The organism is Streptomyces bauhiniae, assembly GCF_004784475.1.
In the GTDB taxonomy this organism is placed as follows: Bacteria; Actinomycetota; Actinomycetes; order Streptomycetales; family Streptomycetaceae; genus Streptomyces; species Streptomyces seoulensis.
Map to the genome: position 1 here is coordinate 115,501 of NZ_SRRT01000008.1, position 18,306 is coordinate 133,806.

The window sequence follows — 18,306 nt, forward strand, 5'->3', positions numbered from 1 at the left end:
CCCTACCAGTTCGGCGGGCTGGCGATCGCGCGGGCCAGCACCTCGTCCAGGACCCGCGCCGTGCCGGGGACGTCCAACTGGGAGTTGTCGATGATGGGCAGCCCGGAGCCGTACCAGCCGGCCATGCGGCCGTGGATGCGGGCCACCTCCTCGTCGGTGAGGCGGCGGTTGCCCGAGCGCTCGGCGTTGCGCTCCAGGACGATGTCCAGCCCCGGCAGCAGCACCACCGGGAGCAGGCCGGGGCCCACATGGCGCTTCCAGCCGCCGAGCCCGACGACCGGGCGGTCCGGGAAGACGGCGTCGTCGAGGATGCAGGAGATCCCGTTGGCCAGGAAGTTGCGGGCCGCGAAGCCGCAGGTGCGGCGGGCCAGCCGGTACTGGGCCTCGGAGTGGTCGTTCCACCCGGTCTGCGGGTCGGCGAAGCCGGAGCGGACCCACTCGCGCACGTCGTCCAGGCTGATGTGGGCGGTGGGCACCCGGCGGTGGTCGGCCCAGTACTTGGCCACGCTGGTCTTGCCCGCGCCCGCCGGGCCGATCAGCAGCACGGCGAGCGTGGTGGCCGAGGGGTCGGGCGCGGTCGGGTGGGGCGGCGCCGCGGGAACGCCCACGGGACCGCCGGGCGGCAGCGTCACATGCCCGGAGACATCGGGCGCGGGCGGCGGGGCCACGGGGTGCTGAGGAGCGGGAGCCTGCGGCGGCGGGGCCGGCGGCGTGAGCGGCGCGGGCGGTACGGGAGCCGAGAACCCGGGTGGCGGCACGCCGGGACCCTGTGGCGCCCCCGCGGCCCAGGTGGTGTGCGGCCCGTGCCCCGGCTGGTGGGGCGGCGGCAGCGGAGATCCCACTGCGTGCTGCATCCGTTGCCACTCCATCTCGTACACACACTCGGCGCCGGAAGGCGGGTACGGAGCCCGCACCCTACCGAACGGTACCGCCCCCGGCCGTCATTCGGTGAAACGGCCGGGGGCGGTGCGAAGTGCCCGCCCCGCGTGGGGAATCGGGGCACACCGGGCGGTACGGGACCTACTGGCCGACCTCGCCGTAGGCGGCGAGGAGCACGGCCGGGTCGGGGCCCTCCAGCACGGTCGGCCGGGCGAGGCCGTCCAGCACGATGAAGCGGAGCAGGTCGCCACGGGACTTCTTGTCGACCTTCATCGCCTCCACCAGCTTGGGCCACTGGTCGTAGCGGTAGTGCAGCGGCAGGCCCACCGACTCCAGGACCGCGCGGTGCCGGTCGGCGGTCGCGTCGTCCAACCGGCCCGCCAGGCGGCCGAGTTCGGCGGCGAAGTGCATGCCGACGGCGACGGCCGCGCCGTGCCGCCACTTGTACCGTTCGTTCTTCTCGATGGCGTGGCCGAGGGTGTGGCCGTAGTTGAGGATCTCCCGGCGGCCGGTCTCCTTGAGGTCGGAGGAGACCACGTCGGCCTTGACCCGGATCGAGCGCTCGATCAGCTCGGCGGTGTGCGGGCCCGCCGGGGTGCGGGCGGCCTCCGGGTCGGACTCGATCAGGTCGAGGATCACCGGGTCGGCGATGAAGCCGGCCTTGATGACCTCCGCCAGCCCGGAGACGTAGTCGTGCACCGGGAGGGAGTCCAGCGCGGCCAGGTCGCACAGGACGCCGGCCGGGGGGTGGAAGGCGCCGACGAGGTTCTTGCCCTCGGCGGTGTTGATGCCGGTCTTGCCGCCGACCGCCGCGTCCACCATGGCCAGCACGGTGGTGGGGACGGCGATCCAGCGCACGCCGCGCAGCCAGGTCGCCGCGACGAATCCGGCGAGGTCGGTGGTGGCGCCGCCGCCGACGCCCACGACCACGTCGGTGCGGGTGAAGCCGGACTGGCCGAGCGCCTTCCAGCAGTAGGCGGCGACCTCGGCGGTCTTCGCCTCCTCGGCGTTGGGCACCTGGATGGCGACCGCCTCGTACCCCTGCTCCGCCAGGTCGGCGCGGAGCGCGTCGCCGGTCTCGGCGAGCGCCTCGGGGTGGATGACCGCGACCCGCTTGGCCTTCTGGCCGATCAGTCCGGCCAGCTCGCCCAGCAACTGGCGGCCCACCAGGACCTCGTAGGGGTCGGTGCCCGCCGTCCCGGCGATCTGGATGCGGGTGACTGCCTCGCTCATGCTTCCTTCAACTCCAGTGCGTCCAGGACGGCTCGGGCGACGTCCTCGGGACCGCGTCCGTCGGTCGGCACGACGGCGGTGGCGACCTCTTCGTACAGATGGCGGCGGGCCTCCATCAGCGCGCGCCACTGCTGGCGCGGGTTGACGGCGAGCAGCGGACGGGCCGCGTTCAGGCCGGTGCGGCGTACGGCCTCCTCGACGTCCATCGAGAGGTAGACCACCCGCTGCGCGGTCAGCAGCGCGCGGGTGTCCGCGTCGAGGACGGCGCCGCCGCCCAGCGCGAGGACGCCCGCGTGCCCGGCGACCGCCTCGGCCACCGCGCGCTTCTCCAGCGCGCGGAAGGCGTCCTCGCCGTCGTCCACGAAGATCTCGGCGATGGTGCGGCCCTGGGCGGCCACGATGTCGTCGTCGGTGTCCCGGAACGCGGCGCCCAGCCGGTCGGCCAGCAGCCGTCCGACGGTGGACTTGCCCACGCCCATCGGTCCGACCAGGACGACCAGGGGCACGGCGCTCATCCGATGGCCAGGTTGTCGAGGTAGGAGCGGACGTTGCGGCGGGTCTCGGCCACGCTGTCGCCGCCGAACTTCTCCGCGACCGCGTCCGCGAGGACCAGGGCCACCATCGCCTCGGCCACGATGCCGGCGGCCGGGACCGCGCACACGTCGGAGCGCTGGTGGTGGGCCTGCGCGGCCTCGCCGGTGGCGACGTCGACCGTGGCCAGCGCGCGCGGCACGGTGGCGATCGGCTTCATCGCCGCCCGCACCCGCAGCAGCTCACCGGTGGTCAGACCGCCCTCGGTGCCGCCGGAGCGGCCGGTGGCGCGCCGGATGCCCTCGGGGGTGGTGAGGATCTCGTCGTGCGCCTTCGAGCCGGGCACCCGGGCCAGGTCGAAGCCGTCGCCGACCTCGACGCCCTTGATCGCCTGGATGCCCATCAGGGCGGCCGCGAGCCGGGCGTCCAGCCTGCGGTCCCAGTGCACGTGCGAGCCGAGGCCGACCGGGACGCCGTACGCCAGCACCTCGACCACACCGCCCAGGGTGTCGCCGTCCTTGTGGGCCTGGTCGATCTCCGCGACCATCGCCTTGGAGGCGTCCGCGTCCAGGCAGCGCACCGGGTCCTCGTCCAGCCGCTCGACGTCGGCCGGCGTCGGGTACACGCCGTACGGCGCCTTCGCCGCCGCCAGCTCCACGACGTGGCTGACGATCTCGATCCCGGCGGTCTCCTTCAGGTACGACCGCGCCACCGCGCCCAGCGCGACCCGCGCCGCCGTCTCCCGCGCGGAGGCCCGCTCCAGGATCGGCCGGGCCTCGTCGAAGCCGTACTTCTGCATGCCGGCGAGGTCCGCGTGGCCGGGACGCGGGCGGGTCAGCGGGGCGTTGCGCGCGAGACCGGCCAGCACCTCCTCGTCCACCGGGTCGGCCGCCATGACCTGCTCCCACTTCGGCCACTCGGTGTTGCCCACCATGACCGCAACCGGGGAGCCGAGCGTGAGCCCGTGCCGCACACCGCCGAGGAACGTGACCTCGTCACGCTCGAACTTCATCCGCGCGCCACGCCCATAGCCGAGCCGCCGCCGCGCGAGATGATCCGCCACCATCTCCGTGGTGATCGGCACGCCGGCGGGAAGTCCCTCCAGCGTCGCGACGAGTGCGGGACCGTGGGACTCCCCCGCGGTCAGCCAACGCAGCCTGCTCAACGGTGCTCCTCAGTTTTCGCGCCCGGTACTGCCCCGCTTACGCGTGTCCGCGCGTACGGCGGGCCGACCGGGTGCGCGATCCCGGCCCGCCACCTCCGATCCTCCCACGCCGGGCCCGGTATCCGGGCCTCGGTCCGGATTTCGGGACCCCGGTACGGGGGCGGGGGGCGGCGGGTCAGCGGGCGGCGAGGGCCCGTTCGCCCGCCCGGCGCATGGCCTCCAGCGGGGCGGGGGTGCGGCCGGTCATCCGTTCCACCTGGAGCACGGCCTGGTGGACCAGCAGGTCCAGGCCGCCGACCACGGCTCCGCCGAACATCGACCAGCGGGCCGCCAGCTCGGTGGGCCAGGGGTCGTAGAGCACGTCGAAGAGGGTGGTGGGGCGCTCGGGTACGGCGGTGGCGAGGGCGTCCGCCGTACCGGCGGGGGTGGTGGCGATCACCAGGGGCGCGTGCAGGGCCTCGGCCGCGTCCGCCCAGTCGGCGGTGCGGACGTCCACGTCGAGGCGCTCGCCCCACTCCCGCATCTCCGCGGCGCGGGCGGCGCTGCGGACGTACACCACGACCTCGCCCGGGCAGATCCGGGCAAGCGCGGCGAGCGCGGAGGACGCGGTGGCGCCGGCGCCGAGGATGGCGGCGGACTCCACCTCCTCGATCCCGTGCTCGCGCAGCGCGGCGACCATGCCGGGGATATCGGTGTTGTCCCCGACCTTCCGCCCGTCCTCGGTAAACACCACCGTGTTCACCGCATCCACGGAGGCCGCCGTCTCACTGACCTCATCCAGCAACGGCATCACGGCCCGCTTGAGCGGCATGGTCAACGACAACCCGGCCCACTCGGGCCCAAGCCCGCCGAGGAAGCCGGGCAGCCCCACCTCATCGACCTCGAACCGGTCGTACGACCAGTTGCCGAGCCCGAGTTCGGCATACGCGGCCCGATGCAACACCGGCGACAACGAATGCCCGATCGGCTTACCGAGCACAGCGGCCCGGCGGGCGTCGGTGGCCTCAGTTGGCATTGAACTTGTCCTTGAGCGCCTTGAACTCGTCGTACGTCTTGGCGAATTCGGTCTTGTTCATACCGTCCGTCGCCACGAAGTACATCCAGCCCTCGTGCGTCGGGGACAGGGCCGCGTTGAGCGCCTCGTCGCCCGGGTTGCCGATCGGGCCGGGCGGCAGGCCCTTGTTGGTGTACGTGTTGTACGGGCTCCGGTCGGCGTTGATCTCCGCCTCGGAGATGTGGATGTTGCTGGCGCCCTTGAGGTAGTTGTACGTCGAGTCGAACTGGAGGAGCCGGTTCGTCTCGGTGTTGTCCGGCTTGAGGCGGTTGTAGATGACTTCAGCCATCTTGCGGAAGTCGTCGTGCGTCTTGCCCTCCGCCTGGACCAGGCTCGCGGCGGTCAGCAGCTCCCAGGGCGATTCGAGCCCGACGTCGGACGCCTTCTTGTCCAGGCCCAGGGCCGTGTACTTGTCGTTGGCCCGGCCGACCATCGCCTTCAGGACGTCCTTGGGCTTCTGGTCCTTGCCGACCGCGTAGCTGGACGGGAAGAGGAAGCCCTCCAGCGGGTCCTTCAGACCGGGGTGGTTCAGCGCCCAGGCGGGCAGGCCGAGGGACTTGTACTCCTTCGCGGCCACCTTCTGGGTGGTGCCGCTCGCCACCTTCAGCCGCTTGTCGATCAGCGCGTAGACGGCCGCGTTGCGGGTGCCCTCGGCGATGATCAGGTTGTTGCGGCTCTTCGGGCTGAGCATCAGCTCCACCGCGCTGGCGGCGGACATGTGCTTCTGCAGGGTGTAGACGCCGTCCTGGAGGGACTTGCCCTTGGGGTTCGCGAGCTGGGCCGAGACGAAGGCGTCGACGCTCTGGACGACGCCGGCCTCCTTGAGCTTGCGGCCGATGTCGGCGCCGACCGCGCCCTTGGGGATCTCGACCGTCACCGCCTCGCCGTTGCCGCTGCCCGCGTAGTCCGGGGCGGGGGCGAAGCGGTTTTTGTAGAACTGGTAGCCGAAGTAGGCGACGCCGCCGAGGCCGCCGCCGAAGACGAGGACGACGACCATCAGGGCGCAGCCGGTGCGGCCCTTCTTGCTCTTGACGGGCTTGCGGCCCTTGCCGCGCCGCTCGGCGGGTTCCGCCGGGACGTCGTCGTCCTCGGGGGGCAGCGGAGGCTCGTCGTCGCCCTGGGGGTCCCGGTGGCCGGGCGGCTGGGGCGGCGGGTAGGCGTCCTCGGTGCCGTAGAGGTCGGGCTGCTCGGCGCCGTAGGCGGCGGGGTGCTGCCCGTAGGGGTCGCCCGGATCGGCCGCGTAGGGCACATGGCCGTGCGTGCCCGTCGCGTCCCAGCCGCCCTGGTGCTGCTGGGGATACGGGTGCTGCCCGGTCTGCTGGGGATCGAAGTGCTGGCCCTGGCCGTCGTACGGCGGGTACTGCTGACCCCCGTAGTGCGGCTGCTGCTCCTGGGACCAGCCGTCGTACTGCGGGTGCTGCGGCTGGCCGCCATAGGGGTACTGCTGTCCCGCGTGGGCCGCTTGCGCCCCCCACCCGGCGTCCCCGTACAACGGGTCCTCCGGATGCCACGGTTCGGTGCCTGGGCCCCGGCCATACTCAGTCATCGATCCCCTAGAGCCGCGAGGCCGACGGTCGCCCGGCTCCAGGACCGGCTTCCGTTCCGCCTCTTGCTGTGCGGCGGCTGTTCGAACACCGCCGCATCGCGCGGAACGTTACCGCACCGCGATCAGATGACCACTTCGACGCCCTCACCGGGTGGCGCACCTGACACCCGTTCGGATTCCAGCGCCTGCTGGAGAATGATCACCGCGGCCGCCTGGTCGATCACGGAGCGGCCCTTCTTGGACTTCACGCCCGAGGCGCGCAGTCCCTGACTGGCCGTCACCGTGGTCATCCGCTCGTCCACCAGCCTGACCGGCACCGGCTTGATGCCCCGCGCCAGCTCCTGGGTGAACGCGCGCACCTTGACCGCCGCCGGCCCCTCGCCCCCCTTGAGGGAGCGAGGGAGCCCGACGACGACCTCGATCGGCTCGTACTCCTCGACCAGTTGCCGCAGCCTGCGGTGCGCGGCCGGGATGTCCCGGCCGGGAACCGTCTCCACCGGGGTGGCGAGGATTCCGTCGGGGTCGCACGAGGCGACCCCGATCCGGGCGTCCCCGACGTCGATGGCGAGCCGGCGTCCTCTGCGCATGACGGCCCGGCCTACTTCGCGGTGTCGGCGACGAGGCGCTCGACGGCGTCGACGGCCTCGCCGACGGCGGCCGGGTTCTGGCCGCCGCCCTGGGCGACGTCCGGCTTGCCGCCACCGCCGCCGCCGAGGGTCTTGGCGGCGGTGCGGACCAGCTCACCGGCCTTGAGGCCGCGCTCGCGGGCCGCGTCGTTGGTGGCGATGACGGTGAGCGGCTTGCCGTTGTTCACCGTGAAGAGGGCGACCACGGCGGCCCGGCCGCCCTGGATGCGCCCGCGCACGTCCAGCACCAGCTTGCGCAGGTCGTCCGGGGTGGTGCCGTCCGGGACCTGGCCGGCGACCAGGGCGACACCGCGTACGTCCTTGGCGGACCCGGCGAGACCGGCGGCGGCCTGGAGGACCTTCTCGGCGCGGAACTTCTCGATCTCCTTCTCGGCGTCCTTCAGCTTGCCGAGCATCGCGGAGACCTTCTCCGGCAGCTCCTCCGGGCGTCCCTTGATCAGCTCGCTGAGCTGGTTGACGACCGTGTGCTCGCGGGCGAGGAAGTTGTAGGCGTCCATGCCGACCAGCGCCTCGATCCGGCGTACGCCGGAGCCGATGGAGGACTCGCCGAGCAGCTTCACCAGGCCGAGCTGGGCGGTGTTGTGCACGTGGGTGCCGCCGCACAGCTCCTTGGAGAAGTCGCCGATGGTGACCACGCGGACCCGCTCGCCGTACTTCTCGCCGAACTCGGCGATGGCGCCCTGCTTCTTGGCGTCGTCGATGCCCATGACCTCGGCGTGCACGTCCAGGTCGCGGGAGAGCACCTCGTTGATCTTCTGCTCGACGTCGGTCATCACGGCCGTCGGGACGGCGGCCGGGGAGCCGAAGTCGAAGCGGAAGCGGCCGGGCTGGTTCTCCGAACCGGCCTGGGCGGCCGTCGGGCCGAGGGCGTCGCGCAGCGCCTGGTGGGTCAGGTGGGTGGCCGAGTGGGCGCGGGCGATGGCCTTGCGGCGGCGGGCGTCGATGGACGCCTGGGCCCTGGCCCCGACCGTGACCTCGCCGACCTGGACAACGCCCTTGTGGACGTACACGCCCGGCACCGGCTTCTGGGTGTCGCGGATCTCGATGACGGCACCGGTGTCCACCTTGATGCGGCCGGTGTCACCGATCTGGCCGCCGCCCTCGGCGTAGAACGGGGTGCGGTCGAGCACGATCTCGACCTCGTCGCCCTCGGTGGCGGCCGGCGAGGAGACACCGTCGACGAGGATGCCGACGATCGTGGTCTCGCTCTCGGTGTCGCTGTAGCCGATGAAGTCGGTGGCGCCGGAGGCGTCCGCGATCTCCCGGTAGGCGCCGAGGTCGGCGTGGCCGGTCTTCTTGGCGCGGGCGTCGGCCTTGGCGCGCTCCCGCTGCTCCGTCATCAGGCGGCGGAAGCCGGTCTCGTCCACGGAGAGGCCCTGCTCGGCGGCCATCTCCAGGGTGAGGTCGATCGGGAAGCCCCAGGTGTCGTGGAGCAGGAACGCCTTGTCGCCGGAGAGCATGCTGCCGCCGGACTGCTTGGTCTCGGTGACGGCGGTGTCGAGGATGTTGGTGCCGGCCTTGAGCGTCTTGAGGAAGGCGTTCTCCTCGGCGACGGCGACCTTCTCGATGCGCTCGCGGTCGGTGATCAGCTCGGGGTACTGCTGGCCCATCATGGCGATCACGACGTCGATCAGCGGCTTGACGACCGGTCCGTCGGCGCCCAGCAGGCGCATGTTGCGGATGGCGCGGCGCATGATGCGGCGCAGCACGTAGCCGCGGCCCTCGTTGCCGGGGGTGACGCCGTCGCCGATCAGCATGACGGCGGTGCGCATGTGGTCGGTGACCACGCGCAGCGAGACGTCCGACGCCTGGGCGTCGCCGTAGGCCACGCCGGTCAGCTCGGTGGCCTTCTCGATGACGGCCATGGAGGTGTCGATCTCGTACATGTTCTGCACGCCCTGCAGAATCATGGCGAGGCGCTCCAGGCCGAGGCCCGTGTCGATGTTCTGGCTCGGCAGGTCCCCGAGGATCTCGAAGTCGTCCTTGCCGATGCCCTCGCCCCGCTCGTACTGCATGAAGACGAGGTTCCAGATCTCGACGTACCGCTCGTCGTTGACGGCGGGGCCGCCCTCGACGCCGAACTCGGGGCCGCGGTCGTAGTTGATCTCGGAGCAGGGGCCGCAGGGGCCGGGGACGCCCATGGACCAGTAGTTGTCCTTCATGCCCAGGCGCTGGATGCGCTCCTTGGGCACGCCCACGACGTCGTGCCAGATGCGCTCGGCCTCGTCGTCGTCCTTGTAGACGGTGATCCACAGGCGCTCGGGGTCGAGGCCGTAACCGCCCTTGTCCTGGGGGCTGGTGAGCAGCTCCCAGGCGAACTTGATGGCGCCTTCCTTGAAGTAGTCGCCGAAGGAGAAGTTGCCGCACATCTGGAAGAAGGTGCCGTGGCGGGTGGTCTTGCCGACCTCTTCGATGTCGGGCGTGCGCACGCACTTCTGCACGCTGGTGGCGCGCTGGAAGGGCGGCTTGACCTCACCCAGGAAGTAGGGCTTGAAGGGCACCATGCCGGCCGGGACGAGGAGCAGAGTCGGGTCGTCCGCGATGAGCGACGCCGAAGGGACGACGGTGTGCCCGCGCTCCTCGAAGAAGCTCAGCCAGCGGCGGCGAATCTCGGCCGACTCCATCAGTGGTCCTCATTCCGGTTGTACGAGTACGTCGTGTTCTCGATGTACTTCACTGTGCTGCTGTTGTTCTCGATGGCGGTGATCCGCCGGGGCTCCGGCAGGGCGGGGCTCTCGTGGATGCCGAGCGCCTCCTCCAGCTCCGCCTCGCGCTGGACCATGTTGTCGCGGACGTCGAGTGCGAAGCCGACCGCCGCGTCCTTGAGCCGGTGCCCGGTCTCCAGTGCCTTGTTGGCCGCGGTGACGGCGAGGCTCTCGGGAGTGAGCTGCTTCAGCTTGCGGTTGACCTTGGTGGTGGCCCACACACCGGCGGCGACGCCGGTGCCGAACCAGAACGTACGGCGGAACATCGCGGTCCTCAGTCCTTCTTTCGCTTGCCCCGCCGTGCGGCCGGGACCGTCCGGCCCACGATCACCGTTCGGCGCGGCGTCTTCGCGGGCTTGGCCTCGTCGCGGCCGCCGAGCGCGCGGCGGACGCCGTAGCCGAAGGCGGCGACCTTGACCAGGGGGCCGCCGAAGGTGGAGGCGACGGTGGAGGAGAGCGCGGAGGCGTTCGACGTCACCTCCTGCACGTCGGAGGCGATGGCGTCGACGCGCTCGATCTGGGTCTGCGCCGAGCGCACCGCCGTGGACGCGTCCGCCAGCAGCGGGACGGCCTGGTCGGTCACGTCCGCCACGAGCTTGGTGGTCGCCTTGAGCGTCTGGGCCAGCCTCGCCAGCGCTACGGCGAGGAAGGAGACCAGGATCGCCCAGAAGACGGCCACCAGAATCCCGGCAACCTCTCCACCGGACACTGTGCGCACCAGCTCCCTGAAACGTGCTTGAGCATCGATAAAAGTCGTGCACCGAGCCTATCGCGCCACCGGCGGGGCTCCGTACCGGATTACCGGGCGCCGGCGGGGGCGCCGGAAACGCGCGAGCCCGCCGTCCCGCCCGCGAAAGAGCGGGGGGACGACGGGCCGTGGTGCTGCGCCGGGGCTGGGATCAGCGGGCGTAGTACTCGACGACGAGCTGCTCGTCGCAGATCACCGGGATCTCCTTGCGGTTCGGCTCACGGTCCAGGCGGAACGCCAGGGCCTTGAGGTTCACCTGGAGGTAACGCGGGGTCTCACCGTCGGCGGCGAAGCCACCCTCACGCGCGACCTGGAAGAGCGTCTTGTCCTTGGAGCGGTCGCGGACCTGCACGACGTCGTCCGGACGGACACGGAAGGACGGCTTGTCGACCTTCTGGCCGTTGACCTGGATGTGGCCGTGGACGACCATCTGGCGGGCCTGGTAGATCGTGCGGGCGATGCCCGAACGCAGGACCAGCGCGTCGAGGCGGCGCTCGAGCTCGATGATCAGGGCCTCACCGGTCTTGCCCTGGACCTTGGAGGCACGCTCGTAGGCGCGGACGAGCTGGCGCTCGGACACGTCGTACTGCGCGCGCAGACGCTGCTTCTCGAGCAGACGGACCTTGTAGTCCGAGTTCTGCTTGCGGCCGCGGCCGTGCTCGCCCGGCGGGTAGGGGCGGGCCTCGAAGTACTTGACGGCCTTCGGGGTCAGCGCGATGCCGAGGGCACGCGACTTCTTGACCTTGGGGCGGGACTGGTTCGCCATGGAACCGACACCTCGTGTTTCTTATGCGAATACGGCTTCACCAGGGTTAGGGGAGGTCGCATCCGCAGCCGGGGAGACCCTGCCTGTCCTTACCGGACGGGCCGGGCAGCCGTTCCCCGAACTGGGCACATACGTGCAGCACGCGAGTGGCCCACCGACCGGTCCCGGCGCTCGGCCGGAGGGTGGTGGGCTGCCCGCGACACCTTCGACGGTGCGCGACGCTCCTGGAGAACCCCGCCCCGAGGGGCCGGACTCTCCGGCTGGATGTCCCGCTCTGGTGAGCCGTTCCCCCTTGTCGGGGGCCCGGACACGGGACTCAGCACTTCGAGGCAGTCTACAGGGCGCTCAGGACCGCTTTCGACCCAGGTGCTTCCTGGTCCATTCGACCGCGTCCGCGTACCGCGCCTCGGCGCCGTGCCGGGTCGGGGTGTAGTACTCGCGGTCCTTGAGGGCGTCCGGGGCGTACTGCTGGGCGGCGATGCCGTCGGCCTGGTTGTGCGGGTAGACGTAGCCCTTGGCGTGGCCCAGCTTCTTGGCGCCCTGGTAGTGCCCGTCCCGCAGGTGGGCCGGGACCGGGCCCGCGAGGCCCTTGCGCACGTCGGCCAGGGCCTCGCCGATCGCGGTGGTCGCGGAATTGGACTTGGGGGCCAGCGCGAGCGCGATGGTGGCGTGGCTGAGGGTGAGCGAAGCCTCGGGGAAGCCGATCATCGCGACGGCCTGCGCGGCCGCGACGGCTATCGGCAGCGCGTTGGGGTCGGCGACACCGATGTCCTCGCTGGCGGAGATCATCAGGCGCCGGGCGATGAAGCGGGGGTCCTCGCCGGCCTCGATCATCCGGGCCAGGTAGTGCAGGGCCGCATCCACGTCCGAGCCCCGGATGGACTTGATCAGGGCGCTGGCCACGTCGTAGTGCTGGTCGCCGTCGCGGTCGTACTTCACCGCCGCGCGGTCGGCGGTCTCCTCCAGCGTGGTCAGGGTGATCTCGCCCTCACCCTTGTCGAGAGAGGCGCCGGCGGCGGCCTCCAGCACGGTGAGGGCGCGGCGGGCGTCGCCGCCGGCCACCCGCAGGATGTGCTCCTCGGACTCCTCGGGGAGGGTGAGCGTCCCGCCCAGGCCCCGCTCGTCGGCCAGGGCGCGGCGCACGAGGTCGCGTACGTCGTCGTCGGTGAGCGGTTCGAGGGTCAGAAGCAGGGAGCGGGAGAGCAGCGGGGAGTTGACCGAGAAGTGCGGGTTCTCCGTGGTGGCCGCGATCAGGGTGACCCAGCGGTTCTCCACGGCCGGGAGCAGGGAGTCCTGCTGGGCCTTGCTGAAGCGGTGGATCTCGTCCAGGAAGAGGACGGTCTCCTTGCCGAAGCCGCCGGTGGCGCGGCGGGCGCCGTCGATGACCGCGCGGACCTCCTTGACGCCGGCGCTGATGGCGCTCAGCTCCACGAAGCGCTGGTCGGTGGCGCGGGAGACGACATGGGCGAGGGTGGTCTTGCCGGTGCCGGGCGGGCCCCAGAGGATCACCGAGGAGGGTCCGGCGGGACCCCGGCCGCCCTCGCCGACCAGTCTGCGCAGCGGCGAGCCGGGCTTGAGCAGATGGCGCTGGCCCACCACCTCGTCCAGGGTGCGCGGGCGCATGCGCGCCGCCAGGGGACTGCCCGCGGGCTCCTTCTCCTGGCGTTCTTCGGCTGCGGCGGTGAACAGGTCGGCTTCCACACCGAAAACCCTAAATCACGCCACTGACAACGGCCCCGGACACCGGTTGAGGCACGGCCGGTCAGCTCGTCCAGAAGCTCCACCAGCGGGTCAGGATCAGCATGCCGATGATCCCGATGTGCAGCACGGGCAGGACCCAGGTGAACTCGCCGAAGAAGGAGCGCAGCGGGCGCGGGGCGGGCAGGAAGCCCTGGCGCACGTTGAAGGAGGTGAGGTACCAGAACATGATGATCGTGGCGACCCAGGCCAGCGAGCACCACAGGCACAGGGCGTTGATCCGGTACAGGGACTGGAACTGGAGCCAGGTGCAGAAGCCGACGCCGAACAGCGTGCCGGCGTTGAAGGTCAGCCAGTACCAGCGGGGGAAGCGGGCGCGGGCGAGCAGGCTCACCCCGACGCAGATCACGATGCCGTAGGCGACCAGGCCCAGCATGGGGTTGGGGAAGCCGAAGGCGGCGGCCTGCTTGCTCTCCATGACGCTGCCGCAGGAGACCACGGGGTTGAGACTGCAGCCGGGGACGAAGGTCTTCCCCTCGACCTTGGCTTCGAGCAGCTTGAACTTGTCGAGCGTGATGACCCAGGCGGCGAGCAGTCCGGCCGCGCCAGTGATCACCAGCATCAGGGCGAAGGCGCGGCTGCCGCCCTCGACGCGGGCCGTGCCGTGAGCACGTTCGGGCCCGGACTGGGTGGAGACGTCGTTGACTGTCGTCTTGCTCATCACGCCGATTCCGTCACTCGCTAGATCGGACCTGCTTCGGGCATCGGTCATTGTGCCGCACAGGCGCCCTGGCGCACCGTTCGCTGTGCATAAGTTCGAGGCGGGCGGGGCACGCTCCCTCTATTTTCGGCCGGTTCGGACCGTACGGCAGCACAGGCGATCGAACGGTGACGGGCCGGACGGCTGTCCGTCCGGCCCGTCACCTGTTCACGACCGAGGGTCAGAGCCGGGACTCCAGCTCCGCGACGACCTCGTTCAGGCCGACCGCGGTCTGCTCGCCGGACTCCATGTCCTTGACCTGCACCAGGCCCTCGGCGAGGTCGCGCTCGCCGAGCACCAGCGCGTAGCGGGCGCCGGAGCGGTTGGCGGCCTTCATCGCGGCCTTCAGGCCCTTGCCGCCGTAGGAGAAGTCGGCCGCGACGCCGACCTTGCGCAACTCGGTGACCTTGGCGAACAGCACCCGCCGGGCCTCCTCGCCGAGCGGCACGGCGAAGACGCTGGTGGTGGACGGCAGGTCCAGTTCCACGCCCTCGGCCTCCAGGGCGAGGACGGTGCGGTCCACGCCGAGCGCCCAGCCGACCGAGGGCAGCGCGGGGCCGCCGATCATCTCGGAGAGGCCGTCGTACCGGCCGCCGCCGCCGACGGCGGACTGGGAGCCGAGGCCGTCGTGGACGAACTCGAAGGTGGTGCGGGTGTAGTAGTCCAGGCCCCGGACCAGCTTGGGGTCGTCCTCGAAGGCGACGCCGGCGGCGGTGATCAGCTCGCGGACCTCCTCGTGGTACGCCTTGCAGGCGTCGCACAGGTAGTCGCGCAGCAGGGGGGCGCCGGTGAGCTGCTTCTGCACCGACTCGCGCTTGTCGTCCAGGACGCGCAGCGGGTTGATCTCGGCGCGGCGCAGGGTGTCCTCGTCGAGGTCGAGTCCGCGCAGGAAGTCCTGGAGCGCGGCCCGGTACACCGGACGGCACTCGGCGTCGCCCAGGCTGTTGAGCAGGATGCGGAACTCGCGCAGGCCCAGCGAGCGGTACGCCTGGTCGGCCAGGATGATCAGCTCGGCGTCCAGCGCGGGGTCCTCGGCACCGATCGCCTCGGCGCCGACCTGGGAGAAGTGGCGGTAACGGCCCTTCTGCGGGCGCTCGTAGCGGTAGTAGGAGCCGGAGTACCAGAGCTTGACCGGGAGGTTGCCCGCCTTGTGCAGGCTGGCCTCCAGGGCGGCGCGGAGCACGGAGGCGGTGCCTTCGGGGCGCAGGGCGAGGCGGTCGCCGCCCTTGGTCTCGAAGGCGTACATCTCCTTGGTGACGATGTCGGTGGACTCACCGACACCGCGCGCGAACAGCTCGACGTTCTCGAAGCCCGGCGTCTCGATGTAGCCGTACCCGGAGTTGCGCAGCGGGGCGGCGATGGCCTCGCGGACGGCGAGGTACTGGGCGGACTGCGGCGGGATCAGGTCGTACGTGCCCTTGGGGGCCTTGAAGGTGCTCACGGAAGTTCTCTCGTCACATTCCTCGTCGGGGAGCCGGGTCGGTTCCCTGGCCGGCGGCCACCTGCCGCAGATAGGGGTTGGTGGCGCGTTCCTGGCCGATGGTGGTCTGGGGGCCGTGGCCGGACAGGACCACGGTGGAGTCGTCGAGCGGCAGGCACACGCGTGCCAGCGACCCGAGCATGTCCTCCATCGATCCGCCCGGCAGGTCGGTGCGTCCCACGGAGCCGGCGAACAGCAGATCCCCGGAGAAGAAGACCGACGGGACGTCGGCGCTCTCGGGCATCCGGAAGGTCACCGACCCCTTGGTATGGCCCGGCGCGTGGGCGACGGAGAACTCCATCCCGGCCAGGTCCAGCTTCGCCCCGTCGGTCAGCTCGCGGACGTCGTCCGGCTCCCCCACGGTCAGTTCGCCCATGAGCGGCATCCCGATGGACCGGCCGAGCGCCTTCTCGGGGTGCTTGAGCATGTACCGGTCGTCGGGATGAATCCACGCGGGCACGTCGTGCGCGCCGCACACGGGGACGACGGAGGCGACGTGGTCGATGTGGCCGTGGGTGAGGACGACGGCGGTCGGCTTGAGGCGATGCTTCTTCAGCGCTTCCTCGACGCCGGGGGCGGCCTGATGGCCGGGGTCGATGATCACGCACTCCTCACCGGCGGCGGGGGCGACGAGATAACAGTTCGTCCCCCAGGCCCCGGCGGGGAACCCGGCAATGAGCACGATCGTCCTTCGTTGTGTCGGTACGGGAGGGCTCGCGCGGGGGCGGCCCGTGATCCCAGAGCCTACCGGCGCTGCCGATTCCTCAGCGAACCCATATACGGTACGGGGCTACACGCGCCTGTCGGATCACAGGACGCACACGTACCGGTCGGCATACGACACGCATGAGGGAGAAACCCGGTGGTCAGCCAGGAGCAGCGACGGCGTCAGCTCGCACGGGAGAAGTTCTTGCGGCAGCAGCAGCGGCGCACGGACTCGCGACGCAAGGCGCGCATGCGCAACTCGGTGATCGCGTCGGTGCTCGGCGTGATCGTGATCGGCAGCGTGGCGCTGTACACGACGGGCGTGATGAAGGACGACGGCGACAAGAAGGTGGACGCCGCCGGGTCCTCGCCGAGCGCGGCCGCGAGCCCCAGCAAGGCCCCGGACCCCTGCGAGAAGCCGGCCAAGGGCTCGGTGAAGAAGCAGTCGTGGAAGAAGGAGCCGGCGGTGTCGATCGACACGTCGGCCGACTACACGATGAAGCTGGCGACCACCTGCGGCGACATCGGCATCGCGCTGAAGGCGTCGGCGGCCCCGCACACGGTGAACTCCTTCTCCTACCTCGCGGACAAGGGCTTCTTCGACCACACCAAGTGCCACCGGCTGACCACGAACGGGATCTACGTCCTGCAGTGCGGCGACCCGACGGGCACCGGCACCGGCGGGCCGGGCTACACCATCCCGGACGAGAATCTGAAGGACAAGAGCCTCAAGAAGAACACCTACCCGGCGGGCACGGTGGCGATGGCCAACACCGGGCAGGCGCACACCGGCGGCAGCCAGTTCTTCCTGGTGTACAAGGACAGCCCGCTGCCGCCGTCGTACACCCCCTTCGGCACGATCGACAAGGCCGGGCTGAAGGTGCTTGACAAGATCGCCAAGGCGGGCGAGAACACCGGCCAGGGCGACGGCGCCCCGAACGCGACGGTCGTGATCGACAAGGCGACGGTCACGAAGTCCTGACCCCGCCGGGGCGTTCCGGCCCGCCCTCGCGGGCCGGTCGCCTGCGGAATTGGGTGCCGCCGGATGCGGACAGGCCACCCGCCGGTCGCCTATGTTGGCGATGACGAAACTGTGGACGATGCCAGGGGGCCGGGAGGCTCCCCGCAGGCATCATGTGGAGGAGGCGCTGTGAGCAGCGACCCGTGGGGCCGCGTCGACGAGACGGGGACCGTGTACGTGCGTACGGCCGACGGCGAGCAGGTCGTCGGATCGTGGGCGGCCGGCTCCCCCGAGGAGGCGCTTGCCTACTTCGAGCGCAAGTACGAGGGCCTGGTGGTCGAGATCGGCCTCCTCGAAAAGCGCGTGCAGACCACCGATCTGTCCGCGAAGGACGCCCAGACCGCGATCGGCCACATCCGCGAGCAGGTGGACGCGCACCACGCGGTGGGCGACCTGGAGGCGCTGCGGACCCGGCTGGACAAGCTCGTCGAGAAGGTCGAGTCGCGGCGCGAGGAGCGCAAGGCGCAGCGGGCCAAGCAGTCCGACGAGGCCCGCAAGGCCAAGGAGGACCTGGTCGCGGAGGCGGAGCAGCTCGCGGCGTCCGACCAGTGGCGGGTGGCCGGGGAGCGGCTGCGGGCCCTGGTGGACACCTGGAAGGGCCTGCCCCGGCTCGACCGCAAGTCCGACGACGAGCTGTGGCACCGCTTCTCGCACGCCCGGTCGGCGTTCTCCAAGCGCCGCAAGGCGCACTTCGCGCAGCTCGACTCCCAGCGCGAGGACGCCCGGCGTGTGAAGGAGCGGCTGGTCGCGGAGGCCGAGGCGCTGTCCGGTTCGACGGACTGGGGTGCCACGGCGGCCCGGTACCGCGAGCTGATGGCGGACTGGAAGGCCGCGGGCCGCGCCCAGCGCGAGCACGAGGACGACCTGTGGAACCGCTTCCGGGGCGCGCAGGACGTGTTCTTCGCCGCGCGCAGCTCGGTGTTCGCCGAGCGGGACGCGGAGCAGGGCGAGAACCTGAAGCTGAAGGAGTCGCTGGCCGAGGAGGCCGAGCAGATCCTCCCGGTGCGCGACCTGAAGGCCGCGCGTGCCGCGTTCCGTTCGGTCAACGAGCGGTGGGAGGCCATCGGTCATGTGCCGCGGGACGCGCGGGGCAAGGTCGAGGGCCGGATGCACGCGGTGGAGCGGGCGATCCAGGAGGCCGAGGAGGCCGAGTGGCGCCGGACCAACCCGGAGGCGCGTGCGCGTGCGGCGGGTCTGACCGGTCAGCTCCAGGCCGCCGTGGACAAGCTCCGGGGCCAGGTCGAGCAGGCCCGCGCCCAGGGCAACACCTCCCGCGCCGACAAGCTGGAGCGTGAGCTGGAGGGCCGCCAGGCGCTGCTGGACCAGGCGCTCAAGGGTCTCGAGGAGTTCGGGGGCTGAGACGGCCCC

17 protein-coding genes are annotated in these 18,306 nt (G+C 71.3%); 2 read left to right on the forward strand and 15 right to left on the reverse strand.

The annotated features are described in order from the left end of the window. Window positions 1–2: 2 nt before the first annotated feature. The 15 genes from E5083_RS25600 to E5083_RS25670 form a co-directional block, all read right to left on the reverse strand. Entirely contained in the window at window positions 3–854 is an 852-nt protein-coding gene (locus E5083_RS25600) for a Pro-rich N-terminal domain-containing protein (protein WP_135788058.1), read from the reverse strand. Between the two features lie 166 nt (window positions 855–1,020). After that, window positions 1,021–2,112, reverse strand: coding sequence for a 3-dehydroquinate synthase (aroB, locus tag E5083_RS25605; protein WP_135788059.1), 1,092 nt, complete (start codon window positions 2,110–2,112; stop codon window positions 1,021–1,023). Continuing rightward, the gene (locus tag E5083_RS25610) at window positions 2,109–2,627 is read right to left on the reverse strand and encodes a shikimate kinase (RefSeq protein WP_135788060.1); all 519 of its coding nucleotides are present in this window, start codon (window positions 2,625–2,627) and stop codon (window positions 2,109–2,111) included. Before E5083_RS25610 ends, aroB begins: the two co-directional genes overlap by 4 nt. Continuing rightward, window positions 2,624–3,808, reverse strand: coding sequence for a chorismate synthase (aroC, locus tag E5083_RS25615; protein ID WP_135788061.1), 1,185 nt, complete (start codon window positions 3,806–3,808; stop codon window positions 2,624–2,626). Before aroC ends, E5083_RS25610 begins: the two co-directional genes overlap by 4 nt. A gap of 175 nt (window positions 3,809–3,983) precedes the next feature. Next, window positions 3,984–4,823 (reverse strand): shikimate dehydrogenase, encoded by an 840-nt coding sequence (locus E5083_RS25620; RefSeq protein WP_135788062.1) that lies wholly within the window; start codon window positions 4,821–4,823, stop codon window positions 3,984–3,986. Then, entirely contained in the window at window positions 4,813–6,354 is a 1,542-nt protein-coding gene (gene mltG / locus E5083_RS25625; protein ID WP_167513637.1) for an endolytic transglycosylase MltG, read from the reverse strand. The genes E5083_RS25620 and mltG overlap by 11 nt, the downstream gene beginning before the upstream one ends. Before the next feature lie 176 nt (window positions 6,355–6,530). Then, window positions 6,531–6,995: a Holliday junction resolvase RuvX gene (ruvX, locus tag E5083_RS25630; RefSeq protein ID WP_086695596.1), complete on the reverse strand. Its 465-nt coding sequence runs from the start codon at window positions 6,993–6,995 to the stop codon at window positions 6,531–6,533. An 11-nt stretch (window positions 6,996–7,006) separates the two neighbouring features. Further along, window positions 7,007–9,679 carry an alanine--tRNA ligase gene (gene alaS / locus E5083_RS25635; RefSeq protein ID WP_135788064.1) on the reverse strand — a complete coding sequence of 891 codons (2,673 nt, stop codon included), beginning with the start codon at window positions 9,677–9,679 and terminating at the stop codon, window positions 7,007–7,009. Then, window positions 9,679–10,026, reverse strand: coding sequence for a hypothetical protein (locus E5083_RS25640; RefSeq protein WP_030810645.1), 348 nt, complete (start codon window positions 10,024–10,026; stop codon window positions 9,679–9,681). The genes alaS and E5083_RS25640 overlap by 1 nt, the downstream gene beginning before the upstream one ends. A gap of 8 nt (window positions 10,027–10,034) precedes the next feature. Beyond that, window positions 10,035–10,478 (reverse strand): DUF948 domain-containing protein, encoded by a 444-nt coding sequence (locus tag E5083_RS25645; RefSeq protein WP_031180163.1) that lies wholly within the window; start codon window positions 10,476–10,478, stop codon window positions 10,035–10,037. Window positions 10,479–10,659: 181 nt separating this feature from the next. Beyond that, window positions 10,660–11,274, reverse strand: a complete 615-nt coding sequence (gene rpsD, locus E5083_RS25650; protein ID WP_135788065.1) for a 30S ribosomal protein S4 — start codon at window positions 11,272–11,274, stop codon at window positions 10,660–10,662. A 345-nt stretch (window positions 11,275–11,619) separates the two neighbouring features. After that, complete coding sequence (locus E5083_RS25655) at window positions 11,620–12,975, reverse strand: replication-associated recombination protein A (RefSeq protein ID WP_135788066.1); 1,356 nt, start codon at window positions 12,973–12,975, stop codon at window positions 11,620–11,622. Window positions 12,976–13,036: 61 nt separating this feature from the next. Continuing rightward, entirely contained in the window at window positions 13,037–13,693 is a 657-nt protein-coding gene (locus tag E5083_RS25660; RefSeq protein WP_135788067.1) for a vitamin K epoxide reductase family protein, read from the reverse strand. Between the two features lie 220 nt (window positions 13,694–13,913). Further along, complete coding sequence (gene hisS / locus E5083_RS25665) at window positions 13,914–15,173, reverse strand: histidine--tRNA ligase (RefSeq protein ID WP_135788068.1); 1,260 nt, start codon at window positions 15,171–15,173, stop codon at window positions 13,914–13,916. A gap of 13 nt (window positions 15,174–15,186) precedes the next feature. Continuing rightward, on the reverse strand, window positions 15,187–15,894 hold the full coding sequence (locus E5083_RS25670; RefSeq protein ID WP_030810661.1) for an MBL fold metallo-hydrolase: 708 nt from the start codon (window positions 15,892–15,894) through the stop codon (window positions 15,187–15,189). Window positions 15,895–16,074: 180 nt separating this feature from the next. Between E5083_RS25670 and E5083_RS25675 the strand changes: the two genes are divergently transcribed. Continuing rightward, window positions 16,075–16,899, forward strand: coding sequence for a peptidylprolyl isomerase (locus E5083_RS25675; protein ID WP_135788069.1), 825 nt, complete (start codon window positions 16,075–16,077; stop codon window positions 16,897–16,899). Between the two features lie 168 nt (window positions 16,900–17,067). Next, window positions 17,068–18,297, forward strand: coding sequence for a DUF349 domain-containing protein (locus E5083_RS25680; protein ID WP_135788070.1), 1,230 nt, complete (start codon window positions 17,068–17,070; stop codon window positions 18,295–18,297). Window positions 18,298–18,306: the final 9 nt, after the last annotated feature.

Excerpts from the sequence above, each read along its gene's own strand:
- E5083_RS25600 (WP_135788058.1), bottom strand. The coding sequence starts at position 854 with ATGCAGCACGCAGTGGGATCTCCGCTGCCGCCGCCCCACCAGCCGGGG.
- aroB (WP_135788059.1), bottom strand. The coding sequence starts at position 2,112 with ATGAGCGAGGCAGTCACCCGCATCCAGATCGCCGGGACGGCGGGCACC.
- E5083_RS25610 (WP_135788060.1), bottom strand. The coding sequence starts at position 2,627 with ATGAGCGCCGTGCCCCTGGTCGTCCTGGTCGGACCGATGGGCGTGGGC.
- E5083_RS25620 (WP_135788062.1), bottom strand. The coding sequence starts at position 4,823 with ATGCCAACTGAGGCCACCGACGCCCGCCGGGCCGCTGTGCTCGGTAAG.
- ruvX (WP_086695596.1), bottom strand. The coding sequence starts at position 6,995 with ATGCGCAGAGGACGCCGGCTCGCCATCGACGTCGGGGACGCCCGGATC.
- alaS (WP_135788064.1), bottom strand. The coding sequence starts at position 9,679 with ATGGAGTCGGCCGAGATTCGCCGCCGCTGGCTGAGCTTCTTCGAGGAG.
- E5083_RS25640 (WP_030810645.1), bottom strand. The coding sequence starts at position 10,026 with ATGTTCCGCCGTACGTTCTGGTTCGGCACCGGCGTCGCCGCCGGTGTG.
- rpsD (WP_135788065.1), bottom strand. The coding sequence starts at position 11,274 with ATGGCGAACCAGTCCCGCCCCAAGGTCAAGAAGTCGCGTGCCCTCGGC.
- E5083_RS25660 (WP_135788067.1), bottom strand. The coding sequence starts at position 13,693 with ATGAGCAAGACGACAGTCAACGACGTCTCCACCCAGTCCGGGCCCGAA.